The 18098-nt window shown below is 71.5% G+C and carries 19 protein-coding genes; 15 read left to right on the top strand and 4 right to left on the bottom strand.

Annotation, left to right across the window (positions count from 1 at the left end):
* Window positions 1-207: 207 nt before the first annotated feature.
* From RCO28_RS24835 to RCO28_RS24825, 3 genes are all read right to left on the bottom strand, one after another.
* Window positions 208-1458, bottom strand: coding sequence for a helix-turn-helix domain-containing protein (locus tag RCO28_RS24835; RefSeq protein WP_308943486.1), 1251 nt, complete (start codon window positions 1456-1458; stop codon window positions 208-210).
* A 128-nt stretch (window positions 1459-1586) separates the two neighbouring features.
* Complete coding sequence (locus RCO28_RS24830) at window positions 1587-2246, bottom strand: HAD family hydrolase (protein WP_308943485.1); 660 nt, start codon at window positions 2244-2246, stop codon at window positions 1587-1589.
* Between the two features lie 39 nt (window positions 2247-2285).
* Complete coding sequence (locus RCO28_RS24825; RefSeq protein WP_308943484.1) at window positions 2286-3269, bottom strand: hypothetical protein; 984 nt, start codon at window positions 3267-3269, stop codon at window positions 2286-2288.
* A 159-nt stretch (window positions 3270-3428) separates the two neighbouring features.
* On the opposite strand from RCO28_RS24825, the gene RCO28_RS24820 reads away from it, so the two are divergent.
* The 7 genes from RCO28_RS24820 (at window position 3429) to RCO28_RS24790 (ending at window position 8924) form a co-directional block, all read left to right on the top strand.
* The gene (locus RCO28_RS24820; protein WP_374991240.1) at window positions 3429-4187 is read left to right on the top strand and encodes a class E sortase; all 759 of its coding nucleotides are present in this window, start codon (window positions 3429-3431) and stop codon (window positions 4185-4187) included.
* Between the two features lie 102 nt (window positions 4188-4289).
* The gene (locus RCO28_RS24815) at window positions 4290-4499 is read left to right on the top strand and encodes a DUF3311 domain-containing protein (protein ID WP_374991239.1); all 210 of its coding nucleotides are present in this window, start codon (window positions 4290-4292) and stop codon (window positions 4497-4499) included.
* Window positions 4500-4537: 38 nt separating this feature from the next.
* Complete coding sequence (locus RCO28_RS24810; protein WP_308943618.1) at window positions 4538-6016, top strand: sodium:solute symporter family protein; 1479 nt, start codon at window positions 4538-4540, stop codon at window positions 6014-6016.
* A gap of 108 nt (window positions 6017-6124) precedes the next feature.
* Window positions 6125-6442, top strand: a complete 318-nt coding sequence (locus RCO28_RS24805) for a DUF6412 domain-containing protein (protein WP_308943483.1) — start codon at window positions 6125-6127, stop codon at window positions 6440-6442.
* Window positions 6443-6552: 110 nt separating this feature from the next.
* Window positions 6553-7320 (top strand): YidC/Oxa1 family membrane protein insertase, encoded by a 768-nt coding sequence (locus RCO28_RS24800; RefSeq protein ID WP_308943482.1) that lies wholly within the window; start codon window positions 6553-6555, stop codon window positions 7318-7320.
* A gap of 165 nt (window positions 7321-7485) precedes the next feature.
* Entirely contained in the window at window positions 7486-8343 is an 858-nt protein-coding gene (locus tag RCO28_RS24795; protein WP_308943481.1) for a fumarylacetoacetate hydrolase family protein, read from the top strand.
* A gap of 23 nt (window positions 8344-8366) precedes the next feature.
* The gene (locus tag RCO28_RS24790) at window positions 8367-8924 is read left to right on the top strand and encodes a Uma2 family endonuclease (protein ID WP_308943480.1); all 558 of its coding nucleotides are present in this window, start codon (window positions 8367-8369) and stop codon (window positions 8922-8924) included.
* 3 nt (window positions 8925-8927) lie between these two features.
* Here the strand turns inward: RCO28_RS24790 and RCO28_RS24785 are convergent, their stop codons facing one another.
* Window positions 8928-10058, bottom strand: coding sequence for a Gfo/Idh/MocA family oxidoreductase (locus RCO28_RS24785; RefSeq protein ID WP_308943479.1), 1131 nt, complete (start codon window positions 10056-10058; stop codon window positions 8928-8930).
* Here RCO28_RS24785 and RCO28_RS24780 point away from each other — a divergent pair.
* The 8 genes from RCO28_RS24780 (at window position 10057) to RCO28_RS24745 (ending at window position 18049) form a co-directional block, all read left to right on the top strand.
* On the top strand, window positions 10057-11241 hold the full coding sequence (locus RCO28_RS24780) for an ROK family protein (RefSeq protein WP_374991238.1): 1185 nt from the start codon (window positions 10057-10059) through the stop codon (window positions 11239-11241). The two genes, RCO28_RS24785 and RCO28_RS24780, sit on opposite strands and share 2 nt — an antisense overlap.
* 261 nt (window positions 11242-11502) lie before the next feature.
* Complete coding sequence (locus RCO28_RS24775; protein WP_308943477.1) at window positions 11503-12297, top strand: hypothetical protein; 795 nt, start codon at window positions 11503-11505, stop codon at window positions 12295-12297.
* Between the two features lie 225 nt (window positions 12298-12522).
* Window positions 12523-13287, top strand: a complete 765-nt coding sequence (locus tag RCO28_RS24770) for a GntR family transcriptional regulator (protein WP_308943476.1) — start codon at window positions 12523-12525, stop codon at window positions 13285-13287.
* A gap of 181 nt (window positions 13288-13468) precedes the next feature.
* Complete coding sequence (locus tag RCO28_RS24765) at window positions 13469-14590, top strand: TIGR03364 family FAD-dependent oxidoreductase (RefSeq protein ID WP_308943475.1); 1122 nt, start codon at window positions 13469-13471, stop codon at window positions 14588-14590.
* Window positions 14591-14601: 11 nt separating this feature from the next.
* Window positions 14602-15297, top strand: a complete 696-nt coding sequence (locus tag RCO28_RS24760; protein ID WP_308943474.1) for a phosphonatase-like hydrolase — start codon at window positions 14602-14604, stop codon at window positions 15295-15297.
* Window positions 15294-16358 (top strand): ABC transporter ATP-binding protein, encoded by a 1065-nt coding sequence (locus RCO28_RS24755; protein ID WP_308943473.1) that lies wholly within the window; start codon window positions 15294-15296, stop codon window positions 16356-16358. Before RCO28_RS24760 ends, RCO28_RS24755 begins: the two co-directional genes overlap by 4 nt.
* Window positions 16351-17265 (top strand): 2-aminoethylphosphonate ABC transporter permease subunit, encoded by a 915-nt coding sequence (locus tag RCO28_RS24750; protein ID WP_308943472.1) that lies wholly within the window; start codon window positions 16351-16353, stop codon window positions 17263-17265. The genes RCO28_RS24755 and RCO28_RS24750 overlap by 8 nt, the downstream gene beginning before the upstream one ends.
* On the top strand, window positions 17252-18049 hold the full coding sequence (locus tag RCO28_RS24745) for an ABC transporter permease subunit (protein ID WP_308943471.1): 798 nt from the start codon (window positions 17252-17254) through the stop codon (window positions 18047-18049). Before RCO28_RS24750 ends, RCO28_RS24745 begins: the two co-directional genes overlap by 14 nt.
* Window positions 18050-18098 lie beyond the last annotated feature (49 nt).

Genomic DNA, 18098 nt, shown 5'->3' with positions numbered 1-18098 from the left:
AGCTCGATGACGGCCGGGTGCGGGAAGTAACCAGCACAGCACTACTTCGAAGATCCGAGCGATACAGTGCGCCATGTCGACCTGCTTTCTCAGGTTGGCCATGCCCCCGGACCGGTCGCACGGTCGCGGGGGTCTTCGGCAGTCGCGTACGGACTGACCGTAGAGGCGCTGAGAAAGGAGAAGGGGCACAGTTTGTGCCCCTCGCGTTCAGGCCGCCAAGAGGCCGATCTTTACGGCCAGTTCGCTCGCCCTCCGCCGCTGTGCTGGACTCTTCGAGTCAGCCTCTTCCAGGACGATGCGGCGGGCATAACCGTTATAACGAATCGTCTCCGGTGCTGCTTCAAAGGCTTTATCGAGGGTCGCGAGCGCTGCCTCGGCCTGACCGTCTAGTTGGTAGCCGCGCGCTTCCTCGATTCGGTGCCTGGCCCGTCGTGGGCGGGAAGGGATCGTTGCCGTGTCCGCTGCCGCAGCTTGCCGGACGCTTTCCCCACCCGCGTGCAACTCAACTGCGACCGTTACGGCATGCGCACCCATCACGGCTCTCGAGAACGACGTGACGGGGTGGAAGTAGTCGGCAGGCAGCCGCTCGGCCATCGCCCGTGCTGTGTCCCAGTAGCGCCATGCCGTACCCGTATCGCCTCGACGCGCTGCGGTGTATCCGGCCTCGAATTGCAGGGCGCCCGCAATCGCGAGTACGTCGTCGGTGGCTTCCGGGAGCAGGGGCTCGAGGTGGCGCAGAGTCTCCAGGTTCACTGCGTCTGCAGCGTCGAAATGCCCGTGCCCGCTATCGCGGTGAGCCTGGGTTGCCAACCAGGCCGCAACTCCCAGGGCGTGCGGGTCTTCGGATTCCTGCGCGGCGATCAGGCTGCGCTCGACGACGCGCCACAGCAGCGATGAGTCGGGCTGGTAGGCGAGGAAGAACTGGCTCAGGCTGTAGACCTCTGCCAGCAGGCCTTGGGCTGCTCGGCGGTCGCCCGCAGAATCGGCCTGCCACGCAGCTTGTTGCGCGTCATGGATCAGGTCCGGCAGCAGGGCTCCGATGACGTCTCGATGGTGGGGAGAGGAATGCCGAGCACCCCACGCGCGGGAGAGCCGCTCCCGAAGGTGAGCACGGGGCGGCGCCTCACGCCGAGAAGTCATGGGGTAGGTGTTGATGGCGTCGCGGACTTGAGGGAGACGGGCATGTCCAGGGCCGACGAACAAGTCAACGGCCAAGGACTGGTCGCCGGTCAGCTCCGCGAGCTCGCGTACGCGCAGGGCTTCCGCGATACGCAACACCATGGGCAGCTTCGGCATCTGGAGCCGTCCGCCCTCAACTTGCTTGACCCAGCTCGGAGATTTCCCTACTAGACCGGCCAAAACAGACCGGCTCATCCCGCGACGGGTCCGCAGGATCTGCATGCGCTGGCCGAATGCGACCGGCTCCGTGAACGGGTCGGGGGTAGCGTCTGAGGACACGGTCTTGCCCCTCTCTATGCAGCTCGTCATCGGCAGCGTACGGGGATTGGGCCGTGTTGGGTGATCGCCTGTGGAGAGTGGCTGGGTTCGTCGTGATGACACACTGGGACATCACTGAGATGTGATCGTCAGTGCTCTCCAGCGTTGAACTTGGCGACTTTCTCAGGCAGTTCGGCCAGCGAGTCGATCCGCATCGTCGTGATCGCATCCGCGTCCGGATCGTGCTGCTGGATGGTGCCCCACGGGCCACGTCGGATCAGTGCCGTCAGGAGACCGGCCTGTACGGCGGGGCGGATGTCGTTGTCGAGCCGGTCGCCGACGTACAGGATCTCGCTCGGTTCGGCCGGTGTCGCCTCGATGACCTTCTCGAAGAAGGTGACATCCGGCTTCGACGCACCCCAGTCGTCGCTCGTGGCGATCAGGTCGGAGGGCAGGTCGAGGCCGCGGAGGAGGCCACCCGCCCGTACGGTCTGGTTCCCGGCGATGCCCACCCAGAGCCCGGCCTCGCGCAATGCCGTCAGCGCCGGGCGCACGTCTGAGTACAGGTCGTCCTCCCCGAACCACTCGGGCTTGCCCGCCTCGGCCCGCTTCTCCCGCTCCTCGGTCAGGTCGAAGCCCGGCCGGAACACCTGAAATGTCTCGCGGTAGTCCCGTCCCTGCGCGATCACCGCTCCGAACATGGCCGCGAAGGTGTGCCGAGGTACCCCTAGCCAGTCCGCCCAGGTCCCGTACTCACGGGTCTCGTCCACCAGGCACTCACCGACGTCGAAGACGACTGCGCGAATCACACGAGCTCCCCGGCAGTACGCATCAGGGGGACGCCACACTCACCCCCCATGACACCCCCCATAAGAAACCCCCGACCCACACCAACACCCCCCCTCAGGCGGCCACCCCACAGCCCGTCCCCGTGCGGCGAGCGTCGTCGCGTACTGCGGGAGCAGTGAGGTGTCCTCCGGGGATGAGGCCTCTGAGGCGGCGAAGGCCTCGTAGGACGGGACCGTGGCTGTGACGATGCCGAGGTTGGGGGTGCCGGAGGCGGAGAGTTCGCGGAGGGAGGACTCTATGGTCGTCAGGTGGTCCTCGTGGGAGGGGTACTCCGAGGCCAGCGACGGGTACGCCGCGAGGAGTTCGGTCAGTTCCGTGTTCGGCCAGTGCAGGACCGCCACCGGGAACGGGCGGGAGAGGGCTGCGCGGTACGTGCCCAGTTCGGCGCGGAGGCGGGCGATCTCGGCGCGGAGTTCCGTGGGGTCCTCGGAGCCGAGGGACCAGAGGCGTTTCGGGTCGTGCAGCTCGTCGAGGGGGACCGTGGCCGTGCTGGACTCGTCGGCCCTGATGTCCCACGTGTCGTGCTCCAGGGCCAGGAGGCGGCGGACGCGGTGGCGGCCCAGGAGGAGGGGAAGCGTGTCCGGCGGGGTCGGGCCCGCCTCCGAGATCAGGAGGGTGACCGCCTCCGTGAACACCTCGTGCGCCTGCTGGAGTTCGTCGTGGGATTCGAGGGCCTCCGCGGCGATCACCCAGGGGGACGGCTCGCGCGGGGCCGTCGTGCGGATGCCGTCGATGATCGCGCGGGCCTCCGCCTCGTGCCCGTACTCCCAGAGGTTCGACGCCTTCAGGGCGCGGATCAGGGACGGGTGCCTGGGCGTGCCGGCGAGCAGGTCGTCGTAGAGGGTCGTGGCCCGCTCGCGTTCGCCGGACAGCTCCAGGTGCGCGGCGGCGTGCAGGAGCAGTTGTTCGGCGTCCTCCGGGTACTGCGCCGCAGTACGCAGCAGGCGTTCGGCTTCGGCGGTGTGATCCGTTTCGGGGCGCATGGGGGACACCGTACTGCCGTGTCCGGGATCGGTGGAGGGCCGTTTCGGTTCCGTCCTGAGAGGCCCTGTGCCGGTGTGGCTCTGGTGAGTTGTGGGCGTACGGCTTATCCTCCGGCCCTCCGAGGACGAGGACGAGGACGAGGCCGGGGAGGAGGCGCCTTGCGGGAGCGGGTTCCGGTGGTGGTGCAGGGGGCCCGGCGGTCGGGGCTCGCGCGGGCCGCCTGGTGCGGGGGCGAGATCGCCGTGACCGTGGGGCTCGTGCTCCTGCTGCTCGTCGTACATCAGCTGTGGTGGACCAACCGGCAGGCCCGCGACGGCGCCGAGGAGAAGGTCGAGGCCCTGGAGGAGGCGTGGGGGTCTTCCCGCCCGCAGGAGGAGACCGGGACCGTCGAGTCCACGCCCACCGGACCGGAAAGCGCCCCCGCCGACGACCGCCCCGCCCCCCGCGAGCCCTCCCCACCCCGGTGGGACCAGGCGTACGCCGTCCTCTCCATCCCGCGGCTCGGCGTGCGCGTGCCCGTCGCGGAGGGGGTCGGCAAGGCGGGCGTGCTCGACAAGGGGTACGTGGGGCACTACCCGCGGACCGCGCAGCCGGGGCGGCCCGGGAACTTCGCCGTGGCCGGGCACCGGAACACGCACGGCGAGCCGTTCCGGTACGTGAACCGGCTGCGGCCCGGCGACCGGATCGAGGTGAAGACGGAACGAGCGGCCTACACCTACGAAGTGGACCGCACCCTTCCGCAGACCCTGCCGGGCGACGGCGGCGTCATCGACCCGGTGCCGCGCAGCGCGGTGCGGGCGGGGGCCGGGTACGAGGAGCGCGGGTACTACATCACCCTGACCACCTGTACGCCGGAGTTCAGCTCCAAGTACCGGCTCGTGGTGTGGGGGAAGCTGAAGGCCGTACGAGCCGGGTGAGCCTCACCTCCGTCGAGCCGGGTGAAGCTCACCTCCGTACAAGCCGGGTGAAGCTCACCTCCGTACGAGCCGGACGAGGCCCAAGGGCTAGGCTCGCTGTCCGTGATCAGACGCCCGCGCCGCCCCCATCTGCTCTGGCTTCTCGTGCCGTTCGTGCTCTACATCGGCGCGCTGCCGTTCGTGAACCGGGTGGAGCCCGTCGTGCTCGGGCTGCCGTTCTTCTTCGCCTGGATGCTGGCCGCGACCGTGCTCACCCCCGTCGCCGCCTGGCTCACCTGGCGTGGCGACCGTAAGGCGAGGGCGGGGCGGTGAGCGCCGGGGCCGTCGCCACCTCGATCTTCGCCGTCTTCATGGTGCTGACCGTCGCGCTCGGGCTGCTCGCCGTGCGCGGGCGCGGCGGGCAGGGCGGGCTCGCCGAGTGGTCCGTGGGCGGGCGGAGCCTCGGGGCCGTCTTCATCTGGGTGCTGATGGCCGGTGAGAGCTACACCAGCTTCAGCTATCTCGGCGCGGCGGGCTGGGGCTACAACTTCGGGGCGCCGGTGCTCTACGTCGTCGCGTACATGTCCTGCGGATACGCCGTCGGCTATGTCGTCGGCCCGATGCTGTGGGCGTACGCGCGTGAGCACGGGCTCGTCGGGATCACCGACATGATCGCCCACCGGTACGGCAGGCCCTGGCTCGGCGCGGTCGTCGCCGTGCTCGCGACGGTGTTCCTGCTGCCGTACATCCAGCTGCAGATCACCGGCATGGGCGTCGTGGTCTCGACGATCTCGTACGGCTCCATCAGCCTGAACTGGGCCTATTTCCTGGCCTTCGCCGTCACCACCGGCTTCGTCGTGGTCAGCGGTCTGCGCGGCAGCGCCTGGGTGTCCGTGCTCAAGGACGTGCTGGTGATCGGCACGCTCGGCTTCCTCGCGATCTATGTGCCGCTGCACTACTTCGACGGGTACGGGGACTTCCTCGACCGGATCGTCGCCGAGAAGCAGGACTGGCTGACCCTGCCGGGCGCTGGGGACAGCGGGTACGGCACGGCCTGGTTCGCGAGCACCTCGCTGCTCAACGCCCTGACCGTGGTGATCTTCCCGACGACCGTGGCGGGCTACCTCGGCGCCCGGAACGCCGACGCCCTGCGCCGCAACGCCATCTGGCTGCCCGCGTACAACGTCCTGCTCTTCGTGCCGATGCTGCTCGGCATGGCGGCGCTCTTCGTGGTGCCGGGGCTGACCGGGGCGGACTCCAACCTGGCCCTCTTCAAGCTGGTCACCGATTCGCTGCCCGCGTGGGCGGTCGGGGTCATCGGGGTCGCCGCGGCGCTCTCGTCGATCGTGCCGATGGCGGTGTTCATGCTGGTCATCGGCACGATGTGGGGGCGCAGCGTGCTGTCGCTCGTACCGCGTCTGCACAGCCAGTCGCGGCAGAAGGCGGCCTCGCAGACGGTCGTCGTGATCGCGGGCACCCTCGCGCTGATCCTCACGTACGCGGCCCCCAACACCCTCGTACGGCTGTCGCTCATCTCTTACGAGGGGATGGCGCAGCTCCTGCCGATGCTGCTGCTCGGCCTGGTGTGGCGGCGGCTCAGCCTGGCCGGTGCGGTCAGCGGGCTCGCCGTCGGTGTGGGCGTCGTCTGCGCGCTGGTGTTCACCGGGAACGACCCGGTGTTCGGCGTGAACGCGGGGCTCGTCGCCCTGGCCGTGAACCTCGCCGTGGCCCTGGCGGTGACGTGGGCGCGGGCGGCGGATGTGGACGGGCGGGCAGATGCGGAGGTGCTGGCCTCGGATCCGGGTACGCCGGTGGTGACCTCGGGAACTTCTCGGGCCGGTTCTGCGTGAGTACCAGTAGCATCGAACGTCGAACTCGAACTCGAACGTCGAGCATCGAGCGTCGAGCATCAAGCATCGAGCATCGACGGAGAACCTGACCGGAGAGGAGTGCGCCCCGTGACCGACGGCTTCAAGGCCCCGCGGCCCGTGGGCACGCTCCTCGCGCTGCTCGTCCTCGTCGTGCAGGTGCTGCTCGTCGACACCGGCAGCCTCTCCGCCGCTGTCGCGCTCGCCGCCACCGCCGCGGCCGGCTCCGCGCTCACCGTGTGCACGGTCCTGTCGGCGCGGGTCGCGCCCGCCGTGGCGCCCGCCCGGGTGCGGACGGCGATCCGCGACCGGGAGCAGAGAACCGCGTTCCTGCCGCAGCGTGACCCCGACGCCTCCGGGCGCACCCGTCCCCGAGCCCCGGGACGCCTCGTCCCGACGGCCGCGTAGGGGAACCCTTCGTAGAACGAACCCGACCCCTCGCGGGCCGTCATGCCGACCTTTCCTGACCGGTTTTCCGGTCTCCGGCACAGACGAGACCCCCGGAGGGCTCCTCACCCATGTCCGACGTCTTCAGCGGCTTCGCCGACCTGGTCGCGCGCCTCGCCGACCTGCTCCAGCCCCTGTTCCACGCCTCCGCGACCGCGGCGGCGATCGTCCTGTTCACCATGGCCGTACGGCTCGCCGTCCATCCGCTGTCGCGGGCGGCCGCGCGCGGGCAGAAGGCGCGGGCCAAGCTCGCTCCGCAGGTGGCCGAGCTGCGCAAGAAGCACGCCAAGAACCCGGAGCGCATGCAGAAGGCGATCATGGAGCTGCACGCCAAGGAGCAGGTGTCGCCGCTCTCCGGCTGCCTGCCGAGCCTGCTGCAGCTGCCCGCGTTCTTCCTGATGTACCACCTGTTCTCCACCGCCGAGCTGGGCGGCGAGCCCAACGCGCTGCTCGGCCACAGCCTGCTGTCCGCGCCGCTCGACGGCCGCTGGCACGACGCGCTCGCGGACGGCGGCGTCTTCGGCCCGGCCGGTCTCGTGTACGTCGCGCTGTTCGTCCTCGTCGCGGCCGTGGCGACCTTCAACTACCGGCGTACGAAGCAGCAGATGGCGGCCAACCCGCTGCCCGCGCCGGGCGGTGAGGGGCAGAGCGTGCCCGGTATGGGGGCGATGGTGAAGTTCATGCCGCTGATGTCGTTCATGACGCTGGTGACCGTGGCGGTCGTGCCGCTCGCCGCCGCGCTGTACGTCGTCACGTCCACGACGTGGAGTGCGGTGGAGCGGGCCTGGCTGTACCGGGACGTGCCCGGCGGGGCGGGGGCGGTCGCGCCCGCGATGTAGGGGTTTGCGGTGCCGCGCTGTCCTGTGAGCGTGGTTACCGGTCCGTCATGTGAACGCGGTATTGCGGAGTGGACGCAGACCTTGGAGGATCGGCCAAGCTTCCGATGGCCGCACCCCATCGGCGCCCGCCTAGTGGACCACCAAGTGGACCAGGGGAGTGTGAAGATGAAGCTGCTGCGAGTCGGAACGGTCGGCGCGGAGCGCCCGGCGCTGCTCGATGAGGGCGGTGTCCTGCGTGACCTGTCCGGCCTCGTCACCGACGTGGACGGAGCCCTGCTCGCCGACGAGGCGGCGCTGGCCCGGGTCCGGGACGCGGCCGCCGCCGGCACGCTGCCCGCGCTCGACGCCGAGGGGCTGCGCGTCGGGGCGCCGCTCGGACGGATCGGCAAGGTCGTGTGCATCGGGCTGAACTACCACGACCACGCGCGCGAGACCGGCGCCGCGACCCCCGAGGAGCCGATCGTCTTCTTCAAGGCGGCGGACACGGTGGTCGGCCCGAACGACACCGTGCTCGTACCGCGCAAGTCGGAGAAGACCGACTGGGAGGTCGAGCTGGCCGTCGTCATCGGCAGGACCGCGCGGTACGTCGACACCGCGGAGGAGGCCCTGACGCACGTCGCGGGGTACGCGGTGGCGAACGACGTGTCCGAGCGCGAGTTCCAGATCGAGCGCGGCGGCACGTGGGACAAGGGCAAGAACTGCGAGACGTTCAACCCGCTCGGCCCGTGGCTCGTCACCGCCGACGAGGTGCCCGACCCGCAGGCGCTCTCCCTGCGGCTCTGGGTCAACGGCGAGCTGAAGCAGAACGGTACGACGGCCGAGCAGATCTTCCCGGTGGGCGAAGTGGTGCGGTACGTCAGCCAGTTCATGACCCTGTACCCGGGCGACGTGATCAACACGGGTACGCCTGCGGGCGTCGCGATGGGCGCGGCCGAGCCGAAGCCGTATCTGCGGTCGGGGGACGTGGTCGAGCTGGAGATCGAGGGGCTCGGGCGGCAGCGGCAGGAGTTGGCTGACGCGTAGGCTGGTCCTTGAAGGAGGACACGATGACCGTTGCGCAGTCCGAAGTGACGCTTGAGGAATTCGAAGCATTCGACGCCGCGGCACCGGATGGCTTCCACGTCGAGCTGATCAACGGGAGGGTCCTGGTGACTCCGGCTCCGGACGGTGACCACGACGAGAACGTCATGTTCATCGGGGACCAGGTGCGGGAGCGCCAACCCGGACTGCGCATGTATCAGGAACGCGGCTTGGTCGTGCCCGCCTACCGGGCCGGCCGAGCCCGCGTCGACGGTGCAGTTGCCCCGGTCGGCTACTTCCGGGGACAGCCGTCCTGGTCGGACCCTTCAGGCGTGCTCCTCGTCGTCGAGGTGACGTCCGGGCGGGAACAGGACGCCGAGGTCGACCGAGTCGACAAGCGCGACGCCTACGCCCAGGCCGGGCTGCCTGTCTACCTCCTGGTCGACCGTCACCGCGGCGAGGTCGTCGTGCACTGGGAGCCCGAGGGCGGCCGGTACCGGCACAGGTCAGAGGCTGTCTTCGGCGCGAAGCTCGCCCTGCCCGAGCCGTTCGACTTCGACCTCGACACCACCGAGCTGGCCTGACGCTCAGCTCAGCTCGACCGTCACACCCTCCCGAGCCGACCGCCGCGCCGCCTCAAGAACGTCCAGCGCGTCCGCCGCCTCGTGCGCGGTGACCGGGTTCGGGGCGCCCTCGGTCAGGGCGGCGGCGATCGCGGCGTAGTACGCGGGGTAGTCGCCCGGCAGGGTCGGCTCGGGGCGGCCGCCGCCGGTCAGCGGGGACTCCCCGGAGCCCACGCGGCCCCACATCGACTCGCCCTCCACGCCCCACGGCTCCTCGCCGCCGGGCCGCAGACCCTCGCGCAGCGCCGCCTCCTGGGGGTCGAGGCCGTACTTCACGTACCCGGCGCGGGAGCCCAACACCCGGAAGCGCGGGCCGAGTTGGGCGGTCGTGGCGGAGACGTAGAGGTGCGAGCGGACGCCGTTCGCGTGCGTGATCGCGAGGAAGGTGTCGTCGTCGGCCTCGGCGCCGGGGCGGCGTACGTCGGACTCCGCGTACACCGAGGCCGCCGGGCCGAAAAGGACCAGCGCCTGGTCGACGACATGGCTGCCCAGGTCGTAGAGGAGCCCGCCGATCTCCTCGGGGGCGCCGGACTCCCGCCAGCCGCCCTTGGGCTGCGGGCGCCAGCGCTCGAAGCGGGACTCGAACCGCTGGACGTCGCCGAGTTCGCCCTCGGTGAGCAGCTTGCGCAGGGTGCGGAAGTCGTTGTCCCAGCGGCGGTTCTGGAAGACGGAGAGCAGCAGGCCGCGCTCGTCCGCGAGGTCGGCAAGCTCGCGCGCCTCGGCCGCCGTACCCGCGAGCGGCTTGTCCACGACGACCGGCAGGCCCGCCTTCAGGGCGGCGGTCGCGATCGGTACGTGGGTCTTGTTCGGCGACGCGACGACGATCAGGTCGAGCTCGTCGGCCCGCTCCCACAGCTCGTCCGCCGAGGCCACGCAGCGCAGTCCGGGCCCGAACTCGGCGCGGGCCTGCTCCTGGCGCTCGGGGTTCGACGTGACGACGGTGTCGAGCGCGAGGCCCTCGGTGGCGGCGATCAGCGGGGCGTGGAAGACGGAACCCGCAAGTCCGTACCCCACGAGGCCGACACGCAGAGGAGCCGCGGCCGAGGGCGCGGCCGAGGGCGTCGGGGAGCCCTGGGAGGAGTCCTGGGAGGTCATGCGCCCACTTAAGCAACGGTGTTGCCAAAGTGCAAGCGGGGCGGAGAATGGCCCCGTGAGCCGTACCGACCCAGCCTCCTCGCCGCCCGACGCCCCCGTCCCGCCGCGCCCCGCGGCAGACCTCCCCGCCCTCCGTACGCGCAACGCCGCCCGTGTCCTCGACCTGCTGCGGACGGCCGGGGGCGAGGGGATCAGCCGGCTCGAACTCGCCGAGCGGACCGGGCTGACGCCGCAGGCCGTCAGCAAGATCACCGCGCGCCTTCGCGGGGAGGGGCTCGCGGCGGAGGCCGGTCGGCGGGCGTCGACCGGCGGCAAGCCGCGTACCGTCCTGCGGCTCGTGCCCGGCGCGGGCAGCGCCGTCGGGCTGCACCTCGACCGGGACGCGCTGACCGCCGTCGCCGTCGACCTCGCCGGCACCCCGCTCGCCGAACGCCGCGCCCCCCTGGCCTTCGCGTCCGGCGCCGAAGTGGTGGTGGATACCGCCGTACGCGAGGTCTCGGCGCTGCTCGACGCGTGCGGGGCCGCGCCGATCGGGGTCGGGGTCGCCCTGCCGGGACCGCTCGACCATGCCACCGGCGTCCTGCACCGCCTCACCGGCTTCCCCGAGTGGGACGGCTTCCCGCTGCGCGACACGCTCGCCCGCCGGTTCGGGCTGCCCGTCGTCGTCGACAAGGACACCAACGCCGCCGCCCTCGGCCTCGCTCTCGCCGGGGCCGCCGGGTCCGCGCACGGCTCGTTCGCGTATCTGCACCTCGGTACGGGGCTCGGCGCCGGGCTCGTACTCGACGGTGCGCTGCATCGCGGGGCGCGGACCGGCGCGGGTGAATTCGGCCACCAGGTCGTGCAGTTGGACGGCCCGCGCTGCGGCTGCGGCAACCGGGGCTGCGTCGAGGCGCTCTGCCTCGCCGCCGTCGCCGCACACGCCCCGGACGAGGCCGCCCGGGTCCTCGGCGAGGGCGCGGCGAACCTGGTGGGCCTCCTTGACGTGGACCTCGTCCTGCTCGGTGGGCGCACGGTGGGGTCGGACTCCGCGCGGTACGTACGAGGGGTGGATGCGGTCCTGTCGGCCCGCGCCCGACGCGTGGGCGGCCCTCGGGTCCCGGTACGAGCGGTCGACGGCGACCGGGCGGTGCGGGAGGGGGCGGCGCAGCTGGTCCTTGCGCGGGTGTTCGGGCGGGGGTAGGGGGTGCGCGGGCGTGTTTCTTCCCCTCCCCGCCCCTTCCCGAAAGTCCTGCGGACAGCCTCGGGGGCCAGCCCCCGGACCCCCGCTCCTCAAACGCCGGAGGGGCTGAAAATGGGGAGGGGAGAAGGAAACGCAAGCCGGAGTGCGCCGGGGGAGGGGCATCGGGGTGCCGATCAGCCGCATCGGGTCGTGGCGTCACCGCGGGCGAACCCGCGCATGGCAGCGTCGGGGGACCGCTTCCGCGATCAGCAAAGGTCCCCCATGCGACTGCGTAGCGCTCCCGCCCTCGGTGGCCTTGCCGCCGCCCTCGCGCTCGGCCCGGCGGCCGTCCCCGTCGCCGCGCACGAGACCCGGCCCCGTACCATCGCCCCCGCCCTGACCTGCGAAGACGCCACCAGCACAGACTTCCCGGTGACCAGCCGCCTGCACGGCGGGCCTGACGCGTACCGCCCCGGCGGCCGGCCGCAACGGTTCGTGCTCGGCCTCGAGAACACCTCCGACCGGACCTGCGGCAAGATCCACCCGGTCGTTGTCCTGGTCGACCGCGACCGGGACCTGCGGCCCGCGCAGGTGCGCCTGGAGTTCCGCGACCCGGACGGTCACTGGCACGACGTCCGCTTCGAGCGGACCGAGCAGGACGAGAACGTGGGCGTCTTCGACGGCGGCGGCGAAAACGGCGGCGAACGCGGCGGCGAGCACGGCTTCACCGGCTTCTCGCTCGCCCCCGGCGCCTCCCTCACCGTCCCGGTGCGCCTCGCGTTCGCCGCCGACGCGGGGGAGAACGAGGTCACCGCGCAGGTCGCCGTGGTCCAGCGCCGCGAGGACGACGGGGACTGGGTCGGGCAGTCCGGCGCGTACCTGTTCACGGTCGGCGCCGAGCGGGCGTCGGACGGTACGACGGGTGGGGCGCGGTGGCCGTCCGAGCTGGCCGAGACGGGGGCGCGGCGGGGGTGGGGGACTGTGGTGTACGGGGTCGCCGCGGGGGTGCTGGTGGTCGGGGGTGTCGCCCTGGTTCTGGGTGCGCGGAGACTGCGGGGGCGTGCGGTGCGCCGCTGACCGGCACCGCCTTCCGCGTGCACGGCTGACCGGACCCCGAGCGCGGCTGATCGGCACAACCTTCCGCGCGCACGGCCCCCCCCCGAGCGCGGCTGATCGGCACAACCTTCCGCGCGCACGGCACCCCCCCCGAGCACGGCTGACCCGCACCGCCTCCCCCGAGCACGGCTCCGCCCCAGGAATCCTCCCCGTACCCCCCGCTCGTACCGGATCTAGAGTTCCTCCGTGGACTACCCCAGCGAGCAGCGGCCCGGTGCCCCCGTCAAGGCGGGCGTTCCCGAGCACGGACGGATTCCCAAGTACTACGCGGTGAAGACGCAGATAGCGTCCCTGCTCGACGAGTTGGGGGAGGGCGGGCTTCTGCCCACCGAGCGGGAGCTGACCGCCATGTACGGCGTCGCGCGCGAGACCGTGCGGCAGGCGCTGCGGGAGCTGCTGCTCGAAGGGCGGCTGCGGCGGGCGGGGCGCGGCACCGTGGTCGCCGGGCCCAAGCTGGAGCAGCCGCTCGCCCTCGCCAGCTACACCGAAGGCGTACGGCGGCAGGGCCGCACACCGGGGCGGACACTGATCTCGCTCGACCGCTTCCCGTGCCCGGACGCCCTTGCCGAGGAGATCGAGGCCGAGCGCGGCGAGCCCGTCTGGCATCTGGAGCGGGTGCTGCTCGCGGACGACGAGCGGGTGGGCCTGGAGAGCACGTATGTGTCGGTGGCGCGGGTGCCGCGGCTCGACGTGGACTTCGACCCCGACTCGTCCTTCTACGCGTATCTGCACGACGCGTTGGGCATCGGCTTCGGCGCCGCCGACGAGCGGATCGAGACCGTGCTCGCCACCCCGCGCGAGGCGCTGCTCATCGGCACGCCGCCCGCGCTGCCCATGCTGCTCATCCACCGGGTCTCGCGGGACGTCGAGGGGCGGCGTCTGGAACGCGTACGGACATTGTTCCGCGGGGATCGCTTCAGCTTCACCACGCAGCTGGCCCGCCGTAACTGACACTCGCCCGCTACTGCCCGAACTGCCTTGACGCATCGGGTTGTTCGGGCATTCCGGGCGCCCTGGCCCGCCGATTTGATAACGGGAAGGTAACGGGTCTAGGCCAAGTTTGGGTGCTCGTTCACCTTCCCGTTGCTCGACCGTCCGGAACGCGACACCGCTCGCCAGGACCGTCGACGGCATGAGAGTCGTAGTCGTAGGAGCCGGCGTGGTGGGCACCATGCACGCCTGGCAGGCAGTGGAGCGCGGCCATGAGGTCGTGCAGATCGAGCGTGAGACCGAGGCCCGCGGAGCCTCGCTGCGCAACTTCGGACAGATATGGGTCAGCGGCCGCGCGGGCGGCGAGGAGCTCGACACCGCGCTGCGCGCCCGCGAGCTGTGGGAGGGCATCGGCGCCCGCGTGCCGAAGCTCGGCTTCCGGGCCAACGGCTCCCTCACCCCCGTACGCACCGCGGCCGAGATCGCCGTCGCCGAGGCCGCCCTGGCCCGCACCGACGCGGCCGACCGCGGCTACAAGCTGCTCACCCCGACCGAGGCCCGCGCGCTCAACCCGGCCCTGCGCGGCGAGTTCGAGGCCGCCCTGTACTGCGAGCGGGACGCCGCCGTCGAGCCGCGCACCGCCCAACTCGCCCTGAAGGAAGCCCTCCTGGCCTCCGGGCGCTACACCTTCCTCGGCGGCCGCGAAGTGCGCGAGGTCATCGGCGAGCACGCCGTCCGCGACGACCACGGCGACGTGCACAGCGGCGACGCCGTCATCCTCTGCACCGGCGCCTGGCTCGGCGGCCTCGTCCGCGAGCTGGTCCCCGACCTGCCCGTGCGCCGCGTACGCCTGCAGATGATGCAGACCGACCCGCTCGGCGAGGCCCTCACCACCTCGATCGCCGACGCCGACAGCTTCCGCTACTACCCGGCGTACAAGTCCGAGGCCCTCGACGCCCTCAACGCCGGACAGGCGCAGACGCCCACCGCCGCCGCGCACAAGATGCAGCTGCTCATGGTGCAGCGCAAGGACGGCGGGCTGACCATCGGCGACACCCACGAGTACGAGCACCCCTTCGCCTTCGACGTCGTCGAAGAGCCCTACGAGCACCTCAAGCAGGTCGTCGAGGGCTTCCTCGGCCGCCCGCTGCCCCGCGTCCGGCACCGCTGGGCCGGTGTGTACGCGCAGTGCAGAGACACCTCCCGCGTTGTCCACCGCCAGCAGGTGCGCGACGGGGTGTGGCTGGTCACCGGGCCCGGCGGGCGCGGCATGACCTGCTCCCCGGCGATCGCCGAGCAGACCGCGAACGAGATGGGCTGGTGAGGAAGTTGACCATGAGTACGTTTGAATCCCGCCTCGTCGTCCTCGACATGGCCGGCACCACCGTCGCCGACGGCGGCCTCGTCGAGCAGGCCTTCTCCCGTGCCGCCGAGCGGCTCGGCGTCGAGCCCGGCTCCGCGGACCACGAGAAGAAGCTCCAGTACGTCCGCGACACCATGGGCGAGTCGAAGATCACCGTCTTCCGGGCGCTGTTCGGCTCCGAGGACCTCGCCCAGCGCGCCAACACCGCCTTCGAGACCGCGTACGGCGAACTCGTCGACGGCGGCCGTATCGCTCCCATCCCCGGCGCCCGCGAGGCGATCGAGGAGCTGCGCGCCGACGGCCGCACCGTCGTCCTCACCACCGGCTTCGCCCGCGTCACCCAGGACGCCATCCTCGACGCCCTCGGCTGGCGCGACCTGGTCGGCCTCACTCTCTGCCCGGCGGACGCGGGCGGTCGCGGCCGCCCCTACCCCGACATGGTCCTTGCCGCGCTCCTGCGCACCGGCGCCGCCGACGACGTCCGCGAGATCGCCGTCGCCGGAGACACCGCGTACGACATGCGCAGTGGCGCGCGCTCCGGTGCCGGGGTCGTCGCGGGCGTGCTCACCGGCGCCCACGACAAGGACGCGCTCCGGGCCGCCGGTGCCACCCACGTGCTCGGCTCGGTCGCCGAACTGCCCGCCCTGCTGCGGGAGTCCGGCCGATGAGCAGCGGCGGCGTCGGCATTCGCTTCGACGGTGTGAGCGTCGCGTACGGCTCGCACACCGTCCTCGACTCCCTCGACCTGACCGTCGAGCGCGGCGAGGTCATGGCGCTGCTCGGCCCGTCCGGCTCCGGCAAGACCACCGCGCTGCGGGCCGTCGCCGGGTTCGTACAGCCCGTGCGTGGCCGGGTCCTCATCGGCGACCGGGACGTCACCGACCTGCCGCCGCACCGCCGCGGCGTCGGCATGGTCGTGCAGAGCTACGCGCTCTTCCCGCACATGCGCGTCGAGGACAACGTCGCCTTCGGCATGAAGGCGCAGAAGGCCGACAAGGCCGAGATACCGGGGCGGGTCGCCGACGCCCTGGAGATGACCGGGATGGCCGCGTACGCCAAGCGGTACCCGCGCGAGCTCTCCGGCGGCCAGCAGCAGCGCGTCGCCATCGCCCGCGCGCTCGCCATCCGGCCCGGCGTGCTGCTCCTCGACGAGCCGCTGTCCGCGCTCGACGCCCAGCTCAGGTCCGGCATGCTCGCCGAACTCGCCTGCCTGCACCGGGAGTTGCCCGACGTCTCCATCCTGTACGTCACCCACGACCAGGTCGAGGCGCTCACCCTCGCCGACCGGATCGCCGTCATGGACAAGGCGCGGCTGCAGGACTGCGGCACCCCGCAGGAGCTGTACCGCACTCCGCGTACGGAGTTCACGGCGTCCTTCGTCGGCAACGCGAATCTGCTGCCGGTGCGGGTCGGCTCTTCCGGCCAAGTGCGGCTCGGCGAGGCTGAGTTGAAGGTCGACACGGCGGGCGTCGGGGCCGGGGCGACGGCCACTCTCTGCGTACGGCCGCACCTTGTGGGGCTTGGCGAGGGGGTCAACGCGTTGCGCGGCACCGTCGCCGAGGTGCAGTGGCGGGGGGCCACGCACCGGCTGTACGTGGATGTCGCCGGGCAGCGGGTCAAGGCGGATGTGCGGGAGCTTCGGCAGCCGCCGGGGCTTGGTGAGCAGGTTGCCCTGCACTTTGCGCCTGAGGATGCGGTGTTGCTCGGCGCGGGGGTTTCCGATGAGTAGTCCGCCTGGGACCTTGACCGAATCGCGCCCGGCACGTGGGGCTGTGCCCGCCCGTTCCGCCCCGCGGAACAACCGCCCACAGCGGTGGCGGCAAAGGACGGGATGGTGGGCGCTGCCTCCCGTCGCCGCGCTCGCGCTCGTCTTTCTCTATCCCCTCGTCCTCCTCGTCCAGCAGTCGTTCACGCCGCTCGAAGGCGGGACCTCCGTCCAGCCGTACGCGGATGTGTTCGCCGATCCCGCGTTCCGGGAGGCGCTCGGGACCACCGTGTGGCTGGCCGTCGGGGCGACGGTCGGGTGTCTGGTGCTCGGCTTCGTGCTCGCGCTGGTCATCGCGTTCGTACCGTTCCCCGGGGCGAAGGCCGTCGCCCGGTTCGTGGACGTCTTCCTGTCCTTCCCGTCCTTCCTGATCACGCTCGCGCTGCTCTTCGTGTACGGCACCGTGGGCATGGCCAACGGGATGTGGACGGACGTCACGGGCGCCGCGAGCGGGCCCTTCCAGTTCCTGACCACCCCCTGGGGCGTGCTGCTCGCCGAGATCACGTACTTCACGCCGTTCGTGATGCGGCCGCTGCTCGCCGCGTTCTCGCAGATCGACACCGCGCAGATCGAGGCCGCCTCCTCGCTCGGCGCCAAGGCCCCGAGGATCGTGCGGCAGATCATCCTGCCCGAGGCGCTGCCCGCGCTCGCCGCCGGCGGCAGCCTCGTACTGATCATGTGTCTCAACGAGTTCGGGATCGTCCTGTTCACCGGGGCGAAGGGCGTCACCACGCTGCCGATGCTCGTCTACAGCAAGGCGATCCTGGAGTCGGACTGGACCGCCGCCTGTGTCGTCGCCGTCGTCAACGTGGTGATCTCCGTGAGTCTCTACGGCCTGTACCGGGTGGTGAGCCGTCGTGTTGGTGCATAGCCGCAAGGGCAAGTGGACGCTCTGGACGCTGTTCCTGGTGCTCTTCGTGCCGCTGTTCGCGCTGCCCCTGCTCGTGATCGTCGCCGCCTCGTTCGCCACCAACTGGTCCGGCGCCTTCCCCTCGGGCCCGACCTTCGAGAACTACGCCTCGGCCACCCGCGGCGAGTCCCTGCGGGCCCTCACCACCAGCCTCGTCACGGCCGTGGCCGCCAGCCTGCTCGCGCTCCTCGTCGGCAGCTGGGCCGCGCTCGCCGCGCACGCCCTGCCGAAGAAGGGCAAACGGCTCCTTGACACCCTGTTCATGCTGCCCGTCGCCGTGCCGTCGGTGGTCGTCGGCCTCGCCGTGCTCGTCGCGTTCTCGCAGCCGCCGTTCCTGCTCAACGGCACCCGCTGGATCGTGATCCTCGCCCACACCATCCTGGTCACGGCCTTCGCGTACCAGTCGGTCTCGGCCGCCATCGTCCGCCTCGACCCGGCCTACGAGCAGGCCGCCGCGTCCCTCGGCGCCCGGCCCTCGTACGTCCTGTGGCGGGTGAAGCTGCCGCTGCTCCTGCCGTCCCTGAACGCGGCCGCCGGGCTCTGCTTCGCCCTGTCCATGGGCGAGTTGAGCGCCACGATGATGCTCTACCCGCCGGACTGGATGCCGCTCCCCGTCCGCATCTTCACCGCCACCGACCGCGGCTCCCTCTTCACCGGCTCCGCCGTCGCCGTGGTCCTCATGGGCGCGACGCTGCTCGTCCTGCTCGCCGTCTCCCGCGTCCGCACCCGTGCCTCGTACCGCTGAATCCCCGTAGCCCGCACCGCTGAATCCCCGTAGAGAGAGTCGAAACGTC

This window comes from Streptomyces sp. LHD-70, from assembly GCF_031157275.1.
Lineage (GTDB): Bacteria > Actinomycetota > Actinomycetes > Streptomycetales > Streptomycetaceae > Streptomyces.
This window is presented reverse-complemented; position numbering and strand designations above follow the sequence as displayed.

What these genes read in the sequence shown, in the direction of transcription:
- RCO28_RS24785 (WP_308943479.1), bottom strand. Translation starts at nt 10,058, where the DNA reads ATGACCTCCCAGGACTCCTCCCAGGGCTCCCCGACGCCCTCGGCCGCG.
- RCO28_RS24795 (WP_308943481.1), top strand. Translation starts at nt 7,486, where the DNA reads ATGAAGCTGCTGCGAGTCGGAACGGTCGGCGCGGAGCGCCCGGCGCTG.
- RCO28_RS24775 (WP_308943477.1), top strand. Translation starts at nt 11,503, where the DNA reads ATGCGACTGCGTAGCGCTCCCGCCCTCGGTGGCCTTGCCGCCGCCCTC.
- RCO28_RS24810 (WP_308943618.1), top strand. Translation starts at nt 4,538, where the DNA reads ATGGTGCTGACCGTCGCGCTCGGGCTGCTCGCCGTGCGCGGGCGCGGC.
- RCO28_RS24780 (WP_374991238.1), top strand. Translation starts at nt 10,057, where the DNA reads ATGCGCCCACTTAAGCAACGGTGTTGCCAAAGTGCAAGCGGGGCGGAG.
- RCO28_RS24755 (WP_308943473.1), top strand. Translation starts at nt 15,294, where the DNA reads ATGAGCAGCGGCGGCGTCGGCATTCGCTTCGACGGTGTGAGCGTCGCG.
- RCO28_RS24790 (WP_308943480.1), top strand. Translation starts at nt 8,367, where the DNA reads ATGACCGTTGCGCAGTCCGAAGTGACGCTTGAGGAATTCGAAGCATTC.
- RCO28_RS24765 (WP_308943475.1), top strand. Translation starts at nt 13,469, where the DNA reads ATGAGAGTCGTAGTCGTAGGAGCCGGCGTGGTGGGCACCATGCACGCC.
- RCO28_RS24800 (WP_308943482.1), top strand. Translation starts at nt 6,553, where the DNA reads ATGTCCGACGTCTTCAGCGGCTTCGCCGACCTGGTCGCGCGCCTCGCC.
- RCO28_RS24825 (WP_308943484.1), bottom strand. Translation starts at nt 3,269, where the DNA reads ATGCGCCCCGAAACGGATCACACCGCCGAAGCCGAACGCCTGCTGCGT.
- RCO28_RS24750 (WP_308943472.1), top strand. Translation starts at nt 16,351, where the DNA reads ATGAGTAGTCCGCCTGGGACCTTGACCGAATCGCGCCCGGCACGTGGG.
- RCO28_RS24760 (WP_308943474.1), top strand. Translation starts at nt 14,602, where the DNA reads ATGAGTACGTTTGAATCCCGCCTCGTCGTCCTCGACATGGCCGGCACC.